The following is a 16,904-nucleotide window of genomic DNA, read 5'->3' as shown; positions in this document are numbered from 1 at the left end:
AACTATGCTAAAAATCGATTGTGCCAACTTTCTTTTGCCGGAACTTCCCAATTTTCAAGGTACTCGGCTTTGGTGTTTACCAGATTGTTGAAAACCACCGTATTGGGGGAGACAGAGCGTGCTTTTGCCATTTTTCTGAAATCGGTCAAAGGCTTATATGCAATAAAATCTCCGGAATAGAACGTGACATTCATTTTGTCCAGGAGATCCACATCAAATTCTTTTTCCAATGATTGAATAAATCGCACTGAAGCATCGATACTGCATCCTGAAGCTGAAGCATTGGCTTGGTTAAGACCGATCACTATAAATCGATTGTATTTTAGTTCGAAACCAGCTTCCAGATCGGTACCATGTGCGGTCCATGCCTCCAAGAACTTTGAGGTCCTATCTTGGATGGTTGCAATTTCTTCGTCGGTAAGTTTTCTATTCGCTTGATAGATCCATACACGGGAATCATCGGGTAAGTTCTTAAAGTCGGTCAACATGGTTACAGGTCTTCAGCATTTGCAATCATCTCTGCGACATCCAATACTTGTATATCGCCTTCTTTTTCTTTTCCTTTTACACCGTCGGTAAGCATCGTATTACAGAAGGGACAGCCGGCTGCAATGATATCGGGTTGTGTTTCTATGGCTTCTTCGGTACGTTCAATATTCACTTCTTTATCACCCGGTTCTGCCTCTTTGAACATTTGAGCTCCCCCTGCCCCGCAGCAGAGTCCGCGCGACTTACACCGCCGCATTTCAACAAGTTCTACTTCCAGTTTTTCAAGAAGCTCCCGAGGGGCTTCATATTCGCCGTTAGCACGTCCCAAATAGCAGGGGTCATGGAAGGTGATTCGTTTTCCTTTGAATTTTCCACCTTCAACCCGTAATCTGCCTTCTACCAGAAGATCTTTCAAGAACTGTGTGTGATGTATCACCTCATACGAGCCGCCCAGTTCCGGGTATTCGTTCTTGATGGTGTTAAAGCAGTGCGGACAAGCCGTAACGATCTTCTTTACTTCATAGGCATTTAATACCTCAATATTGCCCATGGCCTGCATCTGGAACAAAAACTCATTGCCAGCGCGCTTCGCCGGGTCTCCGGTACAACTTTCTTCGGTTCCCAACACAGCAAAGTCTACTTTGGCATTGTGTAATAGTTTTACAAAAGCCTTGGTGATCTTCTTTGCACGATCATCAAAACTTCCGGCACAGCCTACCCAAAACAATACTTCGGGTTGCTTTCCCTGCGCCATGTATTCGGCCATTGTGGGTACTTTTATCGGTTCGCTCATGTCTGGTATCTTTACTCTTTAAAAACCTGAATGGTCACTTCTTTTTCCACCAGATCGGTGAATTTTCCTTTATAGCGGGTTGCTTTTACCAAATGATTATCAACCCAGTGATAATTACCACCTCTGGGTTTTCCCATCAACAAACTGTGATATTTAAAACCGTGTTTGTCCAACCAAGTTTCGGTCACTTCTCGGTGTTCTTCGGTGCGGGAAGTGAAAAAACAAATAATATGACCTTCATCGTACCACTTGTTCAACGTTCGTAAGGCATCCGGAAAAGGTTCACAGGTTGCCATTCGCTCCGGCTCTTCATTTGGGATGTCGTCCGTTATGGTTCCATCGATATCGATCAAATAATTCTTGACGTCTTCGGGTAATACCGGGCTTACATGTTCTCCATTAATGTGGGTGTCCCGCAATAGTTTATTTAAATTCTCCGCTTTCATTTATTCGTTCTTCCAGTTTAATCGGTCCATTTGATTGTACGGCCATGGGGCTCCGTTATTCTCTATATTGGTCATCGCAACATTCAACTCCTGTGGGGCAGCCGATTGTTCCATGACCAAATATTGACGCATATCCATAATAATGGACAGGGGATCAATACTTACAGGGCAAGCTTCCACACAGGCATTACAGGTGGTACAGGCCCAAAGTTCTTCTCTAAGGATATAATCGTCCAATAATTGTTTGCCATCGGGTTTAAACTCGCCATTGGCCTTAATATTCTTACCCACTTCCTCCAACCGATCGCGGGTATCCATCATGATCTTACGCGGGGATAGCTTTTTTCCGGTTAGATTTGCCGGACATTCGCTGGTACAACGTCCGCATTCGGTGCAGGTATAGGCATTGAGCAGTTGGATCTGGTTTAAGTCCATGACATCGCTTGCGCCAAACTTAGCCGGTGCTTCGGTCCCTTCGGCAGGAGCAGCAAACGGATCGGCATTGGGATCCATCATAAGTTTTACTTCATTGGTCACCGATTCCAGATTCTTGAATTTTCCCTTCGGAACCACTTTTCCGAAGTAAACATTGGGAAATGCTAAAATGATATGCAGGTGTTTAGAGAAGTAGAGATAATTTAAGAACACCAAGATCCCCAAAATATGCAGCCACCAGGCCGTGCGTTCGATAAGAATGAGTGTGCTTTCTGAAAATCCTTCCAGTAAAGGTACTATATACTGGCTCACAGGGAACATTCCTGCCTGGGTGTAGTGGTCTGCTCCTATACGTTGTAATTGCAGGTCTGCTGCATTCATGGTAAGAAAAAGGACCATCAATACCATCTCGAAATAAAGGATATAGTTGGCGTCATTCTTTGGCCATCCTTTCATTTCACGCGCCCAGAAACGTCTAATTTTTTGGATATTACGTCGCGTCCAGAAGAAAATAACACCCACCAAAACTAAAAGGGCCAGAATCTCGAAGGTGGCTATTAAATAGTCGTAAACAACACCCATCCCCGAGAAAATACGATGTGTCCCGAAAAGGCCGTCGATAATTATCTCCAGCACCTCTATGTTGATCACAATAAATCCAACGTACACGATAATATGTAAGAGACCCGCTACAGGTCGCACTACCATTTTGGACTGCCCGAGTGCGATGCGCACCACGTTGCTCCATCGTTCTGCCTTGTGATTGGACGCATCTACTTCCTGCCCTAATTTTATATTACGAATGAGTTTACGGATATTCTTAGTAAAATAACCAATACCCGCTATAAGGGCGATAAGAAATAGTATATTAGGAATGTACTGCATGTTCTATTGGTTGGGATCTTCCGGCGGACTGTATTCTTTTGGTCGTTTACCGAAAAGTGAAAAATGAACGTATCGTTTTGGATTCAGTTTCAGGTCTTGCATGAGTTGTTCCAATTGCTTTGAAGCGCCTTCTAAATTTTGATATAGGGCATCGTCTTTCAACAGTTTTCCAACACTACCTTCACCGTTATTTATTCTGGTAACGATATCATTCAGTTGCTCGGTTACGGCTTGCATATCGGCCACCATCTTCCCGGTTTCGATCTGTGCCAGCGAATCTGACAGTTTTGCAAAATTCTCGGCAGTTGTATCAAGATTCGTGAAGGTACGACTTAGTTTATCGCTGTTCTCTGCCAACAGTCCATCCATACGATTGGTGACACTGTTAAAGGAAGCGAGTGTACGATTAAGACCTTGAATTGCTTCCCGTAAATTATTTCTGGTAGGCTCGTCGACAATATCTGTAAACGCCAGCAAAAGTGTATCTACTGTGGCCAATGTATTATTTACCTTCTTTTCCAGAGGACCCAGCCGTTCTGTCACGGCATCCAACATTCCTTTTTCAATCTCTCCTTTTAGCGTATCTCCGGATTGAGCGATGCTATTCACATCGTAGGTAGGAAAAATACCCAGTGACTTCCCTCCTATCAAACCACTACTGTAGATGCGCACCAGACTGTTACGGGAGAAATCGAAATCCTTTTCTACGGTAAATTCAACTACCAGACCGCCAGACTGATTTGCAAAATCGATGTTTTGAACCTTACCGACTTTAAGACCGTTGATGGTAACAGGAGCCGACTTGGCCAGGCCTTCGACATTTTTGTATTTCACGTAAAAAGTACGGTGATTCTCAAGCAGGTTCGTGCCTTTCAGGAAACTGTACCCAAAGATAAACAGCAAGATAGCGCCAATAGCAAGAATTCCGGTTTTAACTTCTCTAGATAGTCTCAAGGGGTATTGTTTTCGTTGAAAACAAATTTAGAAATAAATATAGAAAAAGCCCTTTATTTATCTTCGGAATTTAAGACTTCGGAAAGTTTAACTTTTTTCCCGTCTTTAAAGGCAACGACATAACAGGAAGAATATCCTTTCTCTCGCGCAAAGGCTTTCATAAGTTCGATCTTATGGTAGTCTGAAGTTTCTCCGTAGTAATATTTAAAAAGACCGTCTTCCTTATCCCGGCTTATGTCTTTGAGGCCTTTAAAATTCGACGCTTTGGTATCTATCTTTTTACTGCTTGCAGCAAGCTGGACTTTAAAGGTTACATCTTTATAAATCTTCTCTTCGGTGGTTTCTATGGCTTTGTCGATCTCCTGTTGCGTTATTACAGGATTCTTTGCTTTTGGCGTACCTAATGCAATATTCTTGTAGTATGTAAGAATTCCTTCCGCTATGGAAATAGCCATCTCTGATTGGCCTTTCTTAGAATTGAGATAAGCCCCTTCACTATTATTGGTAAGAAAACCTGTTTCTATAAGTACACTAGGCATGTAGGTTTGATGGAGAACGATAAATCCTGCTTGCTTCACACTTCTATCTTTCCGTTTCAACTTATTGGTAAAATTATTCTGAATTAAACTGGCGAGCATGATACTTTGATCTAAATACTCTTCTTGCATTAGGGTCAAGCCAATAAAAGATTCTGGTGCGTTGGGGTCGTATCCTGTATAATTTTCTTTATAATTTTCTTCCAGAAAAATTACTTCATTTTCCTTCTTGGCGACCTCTAAATTCCGTTCATTGGCATGTAGCCCCAAAACAAAGGTTTCTGTGCCAGACGCTTGAGAATGGTGCGCATTGCAATGTACAGAGACAAAAAGATCGGCATCTGCTCTATTTGCGATCGCACCCCGTTCCCATAAATCAATAAAAACATCGGATTTACGCGTGTATATTACTTTAATATTCGGGTCTTTTTCTATTATGGCACCTATCTGTAATACAATGTTTAAGGCAATTTCTTTTTCTTTATACCCGTTGCCTACGTTGCCACTATCATGTCCTCCATGTCCGGCGTCCAAAACAACTACAAAGGGTTTTACTGAAGAATTTTTGGAATTAGTGAATGAAGTAAATAACAAGAGGCCGGTGGCAAGTACGAAAAAAGACAAAAGTTTCGTTTTCATATAGGTATAACGACAGTTAGAAATTGATATTTTAAAAATGCATATTTAAAAAACACAGCCCAAAAAATATGCTTAATTTTGAGGTTTCAAAAACTAAGCCAAATGTGTTTCAGGTTTTCAGCTGTACTTTTTGGCAAAATTGAAGAAACTTAATGAAAGTTCCACGGTCTAATTAGTATAATTCTACAGTACCCAGCTAAATTATATTTTTTATACCGAAAATTACAAAATAACAGCATCGTAGCATTGCAAACCAAACGGCAATTTTTTCCGATTTTTCTCACACTTCTGCTTTCCTGCAGTGCTGTACTATATTCGCAGGACATTCCTTCCAAAAACGAGGTGAACCTGCCTTCCGAAGCAAAAGAAGATTCCGTCACAGTTCCTGTGCGGGATATACTGCCGGAAACGACCGAGGTGGTCGCAGATACCGTGCGCACAGATACTATTGTTCCGCAAAAGGAATTTCTTGACGATGTGGTAGATTACTATGGTGAGGACTATGTGTATCTGGACCGCAAGAGCAACAAGGTCTACATGTACAACAAAGCATATATTGTCTATGGCGATATGCGCATTGATGCCGGTTTGATCATTCTGGATTACAACAAGAACGAAGTAACGGCCAAAGGGATCGACAGTGCCGGGGTCTATTCTCAACGCCCTATATTTGTGCAAGGCGGTAACAGAGCCGAGCCCGATTCTTTGCGTTTCAATACCAAAACGAAGAAAGCGATCGTCTATAATACCCGCACCGAACAGAATGGTTTTAACGTGATCGCTGAAGCGACGAAGAAGGAAAATGATTCGGTTTATTTTCTTCGGAATGTGAAGTTCACGACCTCCAAGAACATCGAAGATCCGGAATATTATTTTTACACGCGTAGAGCAAAGTTCGTTCCTAAGAAGAAGATCGTAACCGGTTTGACCAATATGTATATAGCCGATGTGCCTACACCTGTGGGATTGCCGTTCGCATATTTTCCTCTCACTGAAGATCGTGCTTCCGGATTTATCATTCCCACCATAGGAGAGAACAGCAATCGCGGATTCTTTTTTCAGAACGGGGGTTATTATTTTGCCATCAACGATTATTTGGACCTCACGGTCTTAGGGGATTATTACACGAACGGCAGTTATGGATTACGGGGAGAATCGGCCTATCTGGTGCGGTATAAGTTTCGGGGGAATGTAAGTGTGCGCTATGAGAATCTTATCAATAGTGAACGCGGCTTCCCTGATTTTAGTCAGAGTTCGGTATACAACATTCGCTGGAGCCACACACAGGACCAAAAAGCGAGTCCGTCTTCGACCTTTTCGGCTTCGGTAAATTTGGGAAGTAGCCGCTATTTTCAACAATCGATCAACCAAACCAACAACGCCAGTGCTCTGGTGAACACCTTGAACTCATCCGTATCGTATTCAAAAACCTTTGAAGGAGAGCCTCAGGTTAATTTTACACTTGCAGGTACGCACAGCCAAAATACCAACACTCAGGAAATCACGATGTCCTTACCTAATATAGATGCTAATGTTTCTAGGATCTTTCCTTTTGCGCCCGGTACCGGTGTAAAGCGTGGTGCGTTTCAAAATATCAATTTTCAATACAATGTTGCTGCCGAGAACCGGTTCAGCACGGTCGATTCTCTATTCTTCAAGCCCGAAATGTTCGAAACGGCCCAGGTGGGAGCGCGACACAACATTCCTGTATCGACCAACTTCAAAATACTTAATTATATTAGTGCGTCTGCAGGGACGAATCTTCAGGAAGTATGGGTTTTAAAAACCATCGAACGGCGTTATGATGCTACGCTCAATGATGGTATTGGAGGAGTTGTAGAGGATACCATTCCCGGATTTGACAGATATCTCACGTATAATTTTTCTACGAGTTTAGGAACCACTGTTTATGGTTTGTTCAATTTCGGAACGGATAAAAAGATACAGGCGCTTCGACATGTCATGCGACCTTCAGTGAGTTACAATATTAACCCGGGTTTCGATCAATATTACGACGAGTATGTGATCCCTGCCACAGCAGATCCTACTGTTAACGATGAGATCGTTCAGTATTCCAGGTTTCAGAATTCGATCTATGGTGCTCCCGGCCAGAATTATTCCAGTAACATTGGAATATCATTGAGCAATACTTTTGAAGCCAAGATACGTGACAGGGACACCACAGCCACAGAACCTAAAAAAGTGATCCTGCTCAATAATTTCAATTTCAGTACAGCATATAACCTTGTGTCAGATTCGCTCAATTGGCAACCGCTTCGAGTAACCGGTAGCATCCCTATCGTGGACCGATTGGATTTTAACTTTAGCGGAACCTTGAATCCGTATGCCCTGAACAGCAATAACCGAGAGATCGATGTATGGAATATAAACAACGGTGGGAGTCTGTTTCGATTGACAAATGCCAACGTGAGTATTAATTATTCTTTTTCGAGTACGGATTTTGAAGGAAAAAAGGACGATGATCCAAAGGCATTTGAAGATGAGACCTTTAGAAACGGTGGGCGCCCCGATGATCTGTTTGGAGAAACTACCGATATTTACGACGGTAATATCTACAAGGAAGATGATGAAGACGAAGATAAGACCGATATTGGCTGGTACAATTACAAGATCCCATGGGACTTTAGACTCGCGTACACCATGACCTATTCCAACAACCAACGACAGAATGAGATCTCCTCGCAATCACTCATGGTGAGCACTAATTTGGAATTGTCTCCCCGATGGCGCGTTGGTGTTTCTTCGGGCTACGATTTTAAGAACAAAGGTGTAACGCTAACGCAGTTCAGGTTTCAGCGTGATCTCGAAAGCTGGCAGATGAGCTTTAACTGGACCCCTATAGGGAGTATAAATACCTCCTGGTACTTTTACATAGGTATCAAATCTTCAGTATTAAGTGACATTAAATACGACAAGAGAAGAGAATCAGACCGACAGTTATAACCGTAATTTATTTCAACCATGAAAAAGATCATTCAAACCGACAACGCACCTGCACCCATTGGCCCATATAACCAAGCTGTACTAAAAGGCAATCTGTTATTCACCTCGGGACAAATCGCTTTGGACCCGAAGACAGGAGCTTTGAGAACCGATGACATTACTACCGAAACCAAACTGGTAATGGAGAATCTTAAAGCTGTCCTTGCAGCTGCAGGCATGACGTTTGAACACGTTCTTAAAACGTCCATCTTTATAAGTGATATGAAGAACTTTGGCGCCATCAACGAAGTATATGGGCAGTATTTTGATGAAGCAACCGCACCGGCGCGTGAAACAGTAGAAGTAGCAAATTTGCCGAAATACGTAAATGTCGAGATCTCTATGATCGCTTCACTGTAATTTAATTTTCTTCATTCTCACGTGTGCCTTGAGTGTTGAAATCTGCAGGCATTGTGTCGTCGTCCGGAGTTACAGGAAGGAGTTCATCAGATTCTTTGGTGAGTTTTCTATTGAAAAGTTTGTTGACCAGTTCAGCAAACGTATCAAAATCTACCGTGTACGAAACTCCTGCACCCTGTTCGAAGATCTGATCTTCTCCAATAAATTGAATATCTGCTTGTCGGTTGAAGAAGTTTATACGCAAACTACCATCCTCATTCACCAACCATTGTACTTCGATGTCTCCCGCCACGGCAGTCTCGTTCACCCCTCCTACCGGTACCCCTACTTTACCGTTGATGAGAATACGTTCATTGATTTGTGTGGAGAGCGTAATCCCAAAGCGATCTGCTGTTTCCTGATTTGGTAATCGGGACCCTTGGGAATAATCAAGTCCCACGCGGAACTTGCTGTCCTGATCGGCAAAGATCTCGTTAACCAGTCCGGAGACACGTTCCACCAACGTGCCGGTAAAAGCATTGGAACCTTCATAATTGTCATTCACAAAAGAACCTGATGCTAACAAGAAGAGCGCCTGCTTCTCACGTTGTTCGGCATTTTGAAGCTTGTATTCCAGTTCGCTCTTTACAATAGAACTAACTCTTGGAAAATCTATACGGAAATTGATGTCGGGTTGAATGAGCTCGCCGGTAAGGTCTATATACACTTCTACAGGAATTTTTCGGTTCACGGCAGGATTGTCCAGCAGTATTGACGGATTGGCTTGCGTTGAATACAGCGCGCTTAAATCTAAATTAGCACGCTCCGGGCTTCCGTCCCACGTTATGCTTCCGCCGGGAACTACTTGTATGGTCTTTTGAATGATCCCTCCGTACCGGAAATCGTATTCACCACTAATCACCAAGAAATCTCCCCACATTCTAAACTTTCCGAGGGTATTGATTTCAATGAGCAAGATCCCGGCACCACGACCTTTTAAGGTAGAATTATTCACCTGGTCCACCACCACTTCAACTTCAGCTTTGTCATTAATGTCCAATTCAAAATTCAAGGATAATCCTTTAACTTCTTCAGAAACGATCGTCTCACCGCTAATACGCGCCTGCTTTTCTTTGGGTGACAAAAATTTTATAAATGAGTCATCACCTATAGACTCTGTATCACTTAGCGGAATTTTAAAGGTGGTTCCTTCTTCGGTGGTAGCGACTACATCTATGACTAATTCTTCCACAGGCCCTCGAATGGCAGCAGTCCCGCTTATAAAGGCTGTACCGTAATACAGTGCATCTTCAGCGGGCTCTGTATCCAGAACAAGAAGCCGGTCCGGCGCATCGATATTGAGGTCCAGCTCCCAGTTGCCAAAATTGGTATGTGTAGCATTTCCGGAGAGCGTTCCGGTCGTCCCGTATTTAGTATCGGTTATCTCTGTGCGACCCAGATCGAACTTATTCTTCGTTAAAATGATCTGTGTAGCGTTGTCCAGGTCAAAATCGGTGTTCAAGTATGGAATCCTCAGACCTGCTTCCTCAAGAGCGACTCGCCCGAAAATATCGGGCGATTTGTAATTACCGGAAACGCGAATGTTCCCGGAGGCCAACCCTCGAATGTTTGAAATCACATCAGCACCAAACGGGCTAAAGGCGTGCATGTTGAAATCGTTCAGGTCTACATCGAGGCGGATTTGAGGATTCTCCGGTGATACGTCAATGTTTCCAACCGCATTGATCGACTTCACATTGTTATTGGTCAAGGAGGTGTTGATACTGTAGTTGGTAAGATTCTCATTGCCCCTTACCGCTAAGTCAAGATCACCAAAGGCCACATCATTAATGATCACGTTGTCGATGGTTACCTCACTGTTTGGATAGTAGGCTCCATTCTTCTGAAGGAAATCTAATTTTCCATTCACATTTCCCTGAAGCCGCAGGCTGTCGATGTCCGGTGTGATGTTTCCAATGTTCACATCATTGAACTGAAGCTTTATATTCTTAAAGGTAGAATCCCGAAGGGTCCCAGCCAACTGGATGATTTCGTTGTTATGACTAAATACAAGCGAATCTATTCGAACATCCTTGAAGTTATCATCGAACACAACCTTGTTCAAATCGTTGTTCTTCTCGTTGATATACCATACATTGTCTTTAAAGGTAATATCAGATCTTTTTACACCTACCACCGACTTCCCTTGTTCGTTGATGGTATGGAATAGGGCTAAGTTGAAGAGATCTTCCTTTTTCTTGCCGCCTTTAAATTCTGAACGAATGTATAGGGTATCATTGATAGTCTTATTAATTACATTCACATCCGTGAGATTATAAAAACCTGTGTATACCGAATCTACCGAAATATAGGCGTTGTAAATAGGGTTGTCGTTGTCTACCTGAATGTTCACCCTCGACAGGTAATTGTCCAGTACGATGATCTCCGGGGAGCGGAAATCGAGCTGGAATTTTGATTCATCGGAAGATACCGATCCTTTTATTCTTGTATTCTCCCCTAACTGAAGCTGTGGTACAAACACTTCCACGATCTTATTAAACACCTTGAACTCGTAGTCTATGTATTGATCGGTTGTTACTTCCTGCGGGATGTAATTGGTGTAGATACTTCCAATTCCGTTCACAAAGAGATTTGGGATATCTTCAAGCAGAAATTCTCCGGTGATCTTTCCGGTGATGATGTCTGGCGAATTGATCTCAATAGTACGAACGGGTCCTTCGAAACTGGAGATGATGGTAAAGTCGTCAAAGAAAAAATCGTCATCTGCATTCTGGTAGAACGTTTGGTTAAAGGTAATGGTACCCCGTGCATCATCCACCGTTGTCCCTTCCATATCCATGATTATCTTACCGGCAAAAACTGAAATACTGTCTCTTGTAAATAAATTCAGTTGATTGAGCTCGGCGAATTCCACATCGGCTTCAAAATCGTATTGATTAGCATCTTTCGAAACATCTACAAGCCCTTTGAACTCCATCTTTAGATTGGGATCGTCAATGGTAAGTTCACCATCAAAAAGCGGATTCCTCAAATTACCCGAGATGTTGATCTTTTTGTAGTTATACCCTTCAAAAGTAAGTGACGAGATAGTTCCTGTGATACCCGTGTTGACAGATTCTTGCGAGAAGCCCCGCCCGTCTACCTTAAGATTTGCTGTCACCTTCCCTAAGGAACTGGTTCCGGCTATCTTTCCTAATGAAAAGTTATTGAGTACGATGTTCCCTTTGTAGTAGGCATAATCGAAATTATTAATATTCCCGACACTTAGATCTACTTTTGCGCCCCCAATCCCCGATGAGATGACGCTGTTAGTTAACAGATCGGTCGTGGTGATGGTCGTATTCCCCGAAAAGGTGAATGTTCCCAGGTCTTTTAGTTCCTTCGGAATGACATCTCCCAAAATACGGGGCATAAAACGGCGCAGATCGTAGTAATTGGTGGTAATAGCGTGTCCTTCGGCTTTTATGGAATAGTCGGTGTCCACAGCTAAGATGTCTTTTACCGTAAAATCACCCGACACTTGAGTGTCACCTGTGGCGAGCCGGGCATTGGTAAACTCGAAATCGTTCAAGGTTCCCTTAAAGTTTCCATCGATACTAATTACTTGGTCGGGACCAAATTCATTATAAAAACTGTTTAGATCGTTGGTCGAGAGCTTCGAATCGTTGAAATTAGCAGTGATGATCACTCCTTTTTCAAAGTCGGATAGATTTCCGTCGGGATAGCTTAAAATAATGTCTCCTGTGATCGTGGATGCTTCAGTAATAAGGGTGAGTGCTTCAAATCGCATTTCAGTAAGCGTATACGAGAAATCACTTTTTAGATCCTTAATTATAAAACCGCGCTCGGCGTCCAAGGATAAAGATCTTATGGAAGCTTCAATTTCGGGTCCTGTGATCTTGAAGTCGTTCGCCAGTAGATTTACATCCCTAAGGTGGAAAACGTTAGGATTCTCAAGATTTTCATTGGTGATTTTCACCACACTTTCCGTAAGACTCACGTCATTACTGAACAGGGAGAAAGGACTTTCACTTTTTTGTCCGGTATCGAACTTTTCAGCAAAAATGGTAAGATTGTCTGTTTCTTCGTCTTTGTAGGTGGTAACATAGAGCTTTGCTCTTTCAAGGTCAATATTGCCGAAGCCCAGATCTCCTTTTATTAAATTCTGGAAGTTTACAATGTTGGTCTCTAATCGGTCTGCGTAAATAAGTGTATCCTCATGATGATCGGCAATATACACCTCTCGAATATCCACTTCTCCTTTCCAATTCAGGCCAAGGCGCTTTATTTCAATGTGTGTTCCGTAGGTTTCATTGAGATTGTCTGTTACTTTTTTAGCAACATAGGTTTGAACGGAAGGAATAGAAAGGATAATAACTAAAAGCACAAGCAGCAATACAATTATTGCGAAAGTGCGAAGTATTATTTTCCTAAGTTTTTTGATACGCTTTTAAAGTTTTAATTTTGACTCCAATAAATATGCCTTTTTCATTTTGAGCCAACAAAATTGTTACATACTCGGTATTGAATCCTCCTGTGACGACACAGCTGCCGCTGTGATCAACAACGGTATTATTTTGTCTAATGTTGTTGCCACACAAACAATTCATAAAGAATATGGTGGTGTGGTTCCAGAATTGGCATCACGTGCGCATCAACAGAACATCGTACCTGTGGTTCACCAAGCATTGCGCAAAGCAAATATCGACAAAAAAGACTTAAGTGCCATAGCTTTTACGAGCGGTCCGGGATTGATGGGTTCGTTGTTGGTAGGCACCTCATTTTCAAAGTCTTTCGCCTTTGGTTTAGGGATCCCATTGATTGATGTCAACCACATGCAAGCACACATTCTGGCTCATTTTATCAAGGCCGAGGGACAAACAGCACCTTCCTTTCCCTTTCTGGCCCTTACCATAAGTGGTGGGCACACCCAAATTGTAAAAGTTACCAACTATTTTGAAATGGAAATTCTTGGAGAAACCATTGACGACGCGGTTGGTGAAGCCTTCGATAAGTCCGGAAAGATCTTAGGACTCCCATATCCTGCAGGCCCGCATATCGATGCACATGCCAAAGCAGGTGATCCCCATCGTTTTTCTTTTACAAAACCTAAAGTAGGACCGTTGGAATTTAGTTTCAGTGGTCTAAAGACGGCTGTACTCTATTTTATTGAACGGGAAGTAGCTGCAAATCCTCAGTTTATTTCAGAAAACATCAACGATATCTGCGCAAGTTTACAATATACCATTGTAGATTATCTTATGGATAAGATCAAGAACGCTGTTAAGAAGACAGGCATTAAAACCGTTGCTATTGGTGGAGGTGTTTCTGCCAACAGCGGAATTAGGAATGCATTAAAGGAGGCTGAAAGCACCTACGGATGGACCACACATATTCCACGTTTTGAATATTGTACGGACAACGCCGCCATGATCGCGATTGTAGGCGAATTAAAATATAAACAACATGCCTTTGCTAAGAACACGGTAGTGGCAAAAGCACGAATGAAACTGTAATGGATACAAATTCCGAAGCATTGGTACGACGAATCCGGGTGGCTGTATTGCCCTGGAATCCACACATCACCGAAAAGAAAATGTTTGGGGGATCTTGTTTTTTATATAAAGGAAAAATGTGTGTAGGAGAGACCAAAGGCAGGCTTATGGTACGTGTTGTACCCGGGAAGATGAACCAGACATTGAACGATCCGGATGTTAGTCCAATGGATTTCACCGGAAAACCAATGAAGGAATTTATTTTTGTTGCTGAAAAAGGTTTCGATTCTGAAGCGAAATTGCAGCACTGGATCGAACTGGGTATTGAACACGCCCAATCTAAACAAATTGGCTAATGCAGCTATTCTACCAGCCTCATATTTCTGAAGCTTCTACGGAAGTGATCTTCGACAAGGAGGAGAGTCGCCATATTTCCAAAGTCCTTAGAAAGCAGCAGGGCGATAAATTACTTGTCACCAATGGGACTGGGCTTATCTTCGAAACCACTTTGGAAGAGACCCAACCAAAAAAATGCACTGCAAAGATCCGTTCGACACAACAGCAAGCGCCACTACCCTATCGTTTGCACCTGGCAGTAGCACCTACCAAATTGAACGATCGATACGAATGGTTTCTGGAAAAGGCCACAGAAATTGGTATTTCTGAAATAACGCCTATTATCTGTGACCATAGTGAACGGAAACAGATAAAATTAGAACGTTATGAGAAGATCCTTTTGAGTGCGATGAAGCAATCGCTAAAAGCTTACCTGCCTGTTTTGCACCCGGCTGTATCTTTTAAAGATTTTGTGGGATCTAACGACACTTCAGAAAACCTGCGTTGTATTGCTCATTGTGAAGAAGGCTCCAAAGCATCCTTGAAATCGGAATTAAAAAAAGGAGTTTCTGTTGTATTGCTCATTGGTCCCGAAGGAGATTTTTCAACTTCAGAAATCGAACTAGCCAAAGAGAGGGGTTATATTCCGGTAAGTCTTGGAGATTCTCGTCTCCGTACCGAAACCGCAGCCATCGTCGCATGCCATAGTGTAGCCTTTGTTAATGAAGATTAGTTTAAAGGGACGTGATACCTACTAATTATCGTTTCTTTTGGCGTACCATCTTTTAGTCGGTAAATCTAATTATACCCTATCGATATATTCGTTAACTGTCTTATTTTGAGGAAATTTCATACATTTTTGGTGCCATAGAGCCTATCGGTTCATGTTTTTAGAAGCAGCACCAAACGTTCATGAAATATACCTTCAAATTCAGTAAAAACATTGTCAACTACTGTAAACACTAGCTTTTTATTAATTTTTGACTGTAATTAACTCTTTGAAACACTGCATTTAAACGATATTATTTGCACTTAATCGTAAAAAAACTAAAATATTTATTCTTTTTTTAAAAAATATTACTTAGTTTGGCTCCTGTAAAATAAGAATGTTCATATGTCCCCAGCAGCCCGAAAATTTGAACACTCCTTGAACTTGCCTACTATTGCTTCCGGTATTCTTACCGTTACAAACGCGTTCATTGAGGATTCCAGGTCACTAGACCAAACCTTAGCGATCTCCCACAATGGGATGGCTCCACAGCGTTTGGTGCAAGACTGGATGAAATTTACAGATCTACTTGGAAGCGGTATTCTTTCCAAAATTTCGTAGACGTATCTATCGCACCACATCCCTAGTTTTCGTATTTTTGAACACGATGCGATTACTTTCATTATTTTTTATAATAGCCCTTGCCCCTCTTTTTGTGAATGCTCAGGAGATTGCCGTGCTGCAATACGGCGGAGGAGGCGATTGGTACAGCAATCCCACGGCCTTACCCAATCTTATCCAGTTTTGCAATCAGCAAATAAACACAACCATAGCACGTAAGCCTCAAACGGTCACACCGGGAAGCGTGGATATTTACGATTATCCGTTTGTGCATATGACCGGTCACGGTAATGTCTATTTTAGCGCCGAAGAAGCCGAGAACCTGCGGAATTATCTGCTTAGCGGCGGTTTTCTGCATATTGATGATAACTACGGAATGGATCAATTTCTTCGGAAGGAATTGGTCAAACTGTTTCCCGACAAGGAACTGAAGGAACTTGCGGGAAATCATCCTATTTTTTCCATAGCCTTCCCATTTCCGAAGGGTTTGCCTAAAATTCATGAACACGATCGAGGTCGGCCACAAGCATTCGGAATTGAACACGAGGGACGCCTATTATTGCTTTATACCTTCGAGAGTGACTTAGGTGATGGCTGGGAAAATCCGGAGATCCACAACGATCCTGCCGACGTGCGTCAAAAGGCATTGCAAATGGGGGCCAATATTATCATGTATGCCTTCGAAAACTAATGAACTCTCAGCTTTCCCATAACGCTACCCCCTTCTCTCCTAAAAAATTTCCTACTGTTGTGCTCTGCGATTCGCTTCACAGTCCGGCGAACATTGGAGCTCTCTTTCGGGTCTGTGAGGCATTTGGTGTGGAAGAGATCCTCTTTTACAACTGTGTCCTTAATATTGAATCGAACAGATTGTTGCGAACCTCCCGGAATACGCATCAAAAAATGGCATATCGCGAAGTGACGGATCTTGCTTCAGAAGTTGCCCGGTTAAAAAGCAAGGCTTATACTTTTATTGGATTAGAGATCACCCAAAACAGCGTGCCTTTGGAAACACTTTCCCTTCCGAAGTCATCAAAAACCGTACTTTGTATTGGCGGAGAACGACATGGCATTTCAGAAGATTTATTAAATCACACAACGGTAACTACACACATCACTATGTACGGTGAAAACAGCAGTATGAATGTGATCCAGGCGGCAGCTATCGCCCTGTTCTCCTTAACAAAACTTTGATACTTTCGT

General features: G+C 42.4%; 15 protein-coding genes. 8 read left to right on the top strand and 7 right to left on the bottom strand.

The features are described from left to right. Positions 1–2: 2 nt before the first annotated feature. Genes JS40_RS02825 through JS40_RS02800 form a run of 6 tightly spaced genes read right to left on the bottom strand, consistent with a single transcriptional unit; the run spans position 3 to position 5,177 of the window. Complete coding sequence (locus JS40_RS02825) at positions 3–488, bottom strand: hypothetical protein (RefSeq protein WP_034258174.1); 486 nt, start codon at positions 486–488, stop codon at positions 3–5. Between the two features lie 2 nt (positions 489–490). Beyond that, positions 491–1,282 (bottom strand): (Fe-S)-binding protein, encoded by a 792-nt coding sequence (locus tag JS40_RS02820; RefSeq protein WP_034258172.1) that lies wholly within the window; start codon positions 1,280–1,282, stop codon positions 491–493. Positions 1,283–1,293: 11 nt separating this feature from the next. After that, positions 1,294–1,728 (bottom strand): LNS2 domain-containing protein, encoded by a 435-nt coding sequence (locus JS40_RS02815; protein WP_034258170.1) that lies wholly within the window; start codon positions 1,726–1,728, stop codon positions 1,294–1,296. After that, positions 1,729–3,048, bottom strand: coding sequence for a 4Fe-4S dicluster domain-containing protein (locus tag JS40_RS02810; RefSeq protein ID WP_034258168.1), 1,320 nt, complete (start codon positions 3,046–3,048; stop codon positions 1,729–1,731). A gap of 3 nt (positions 3,049–3,051) precedes the next feature. After that, the gene (locus JS40_RS02805) at positions 3,052–4,002 is read right to left on the bottom strand and encodes an MlaD family protein (RefSeq protein ID WP_034258166.1); all 951 of its coding nucleotides are present in this window, start codon (positions 4,000–4,002) and stop codon (positions 3,052–3,054) included. A 53-nt stretch (positions 4,003–4,055) separates the two neighbouring features. Further along, the gene (locus JS40_RS02800; RefSeq protein ID WP_034258164.1) at positions 4,056–5,177 is read right to left on the bottom strand and encodes an N-acetylmuramoyl-L-alanine amidase family protein; all 1,122 of its coding nucleotides are present in this window, start codon (positions 5,175–5,177) and stop codon (positions 4,056–4,058) included. A 246-nt stretch (positions 5,178–5,423) separates the two neighbouring features. Here JS40_RS02800 and JS40_RS02795 point away from each other — a divergent pair, with 246 nt between their 5' ends. Further along, entirely contained in the window at positions 5,424–8,141 is a 2,718-nt protein-coding gene (locus JS40_RS02795; RefSeq protein WP_152558118.1) for a putative LPS assembly protein LptD, read from the top strand. An 18-nt stretch (positions 8,142–8,159) separates the two neighbouring features. Beyond that, the gene (locus JS40_RS02790) at positions 8,160–8,540 is read left to right on the top strand and encodes a RidA family protein (RefSeq protein ID WP_034258160.1); all 381 of its coding nucleotides are present in this window, start codon (positions 8,160–8,162) and stop codon (positions 8,538–8,540) included. Between the two features lies 1 nt (position 8,541). Here JS40_RS02790 and JS40_RS02785 read toward each other — a convergent pair whose 3' ends face one another. Continuing rightward, entirely contained in the window at positions 8,542–12,927 is a 4,386-nt protein-coding gene (locus JS40_RS02785) for a translocation/assembly module TamB domain-containing protein (RefSeq protein WP_233273937.1), read from the bottom strand. Positions 12,928–13,033: 106 nt separating this feature from the next. On the opposite strand from JS40_RS02785, the gene tsaD reads away from it, so the two are divergent. From tsaD to JS40_RS02755, 6 genes are all read left to right on the top strand, one after another. Next, a complete protein-coding gene (gene tsaD, locus JS40_RS02780) occupies positions 13,034–14,056 on the top strand; it encodes a tRNA (adenosine(37)-N6)-threonylcarbamoyltransferase complex transferase subunit TsaD (RefSeq protein ID WP_034258156.1) in 1,023 nt (340 codons plus the stop codon). Beyond that, positions 14,056–14,391, top strand: a complete 336-nt coding sequence (locus JS40_RS02775) for a TfoX/Sxy family protein (RefSeq protein ID WP_034258155.1) — start codon at positions 14,056–14,058, stop codon at positions 14,389–14,391. Before tsaD ends, JS40_RS02775 begins: the two co-directional genes overlap by 1 nt. Further along, a complete protein-coding gene (locus JS40_RS02770) occupies positions 14,391–15,104 on the top strand; it encodes a 16S rRNA (uracil(1498)-N(3))-methyltransferase (protein WP_034258153.1) in 714 nt (237 codons plus the stop codon). Before JS40_RS02775 ends, JS40_RS02770 begins: the two co-directional genes overlap by 1 nt. Before the next feature lie 381 nt (positions 15,105–15,485). Further along, complete coding sequence (locus JS40_RS02765; RefSeq protein ID WP_034258151.1) at positions 15,486–15,701, top strand: hypothetical protein; 216 nt, start codon at positions 15,486–15,488, stop codon at positions 15,699–15,701. A gap of 46 nt (positions 15,702–15,747) precedes the next feature. Then, positions 15,748–16,392, top strand: coding sequence for a DUF4159 domain-containing protein (locus JS40_RS02760; protein WP_034258150.1), 645 nt, complete (start codon positions 15,748–15,750; stop codon positions 16,390–16,392). Next, positions 16,392–16,895 (top strand): TrmH family RNA methyltransferase, encoded by a 504-nt coding sequence (locus JS40_RS02755; protein ID WP_034258148.1) that lies wholly within the window; start codon positions 16,392–16,394, stop codon positions 16,893–16,895. The genes JS40_RS02760 and JS40_RS02755 overlap by 1 nt, the downstream gene beginning before the upstream one ends. The last annotated feature ends 9 nt before the right edge of the window (positions 16,896–16,904 follow it).

It is taken from the genome of Altibacter lentus, assembly GCF_000746845.1.
Classification (GTDB): domain Bacteria; phylum Bacteroidota; class Bacteroidia; order Flavobacteriales; family Flavobacteriaceae; genus Altibacter; species Altibacter lentus.
The sequence above is the reverse complement of the archived record's forward strand: the minus strand, read 5'-3'. Positions and strand labels throughout refer to the sequence as shown.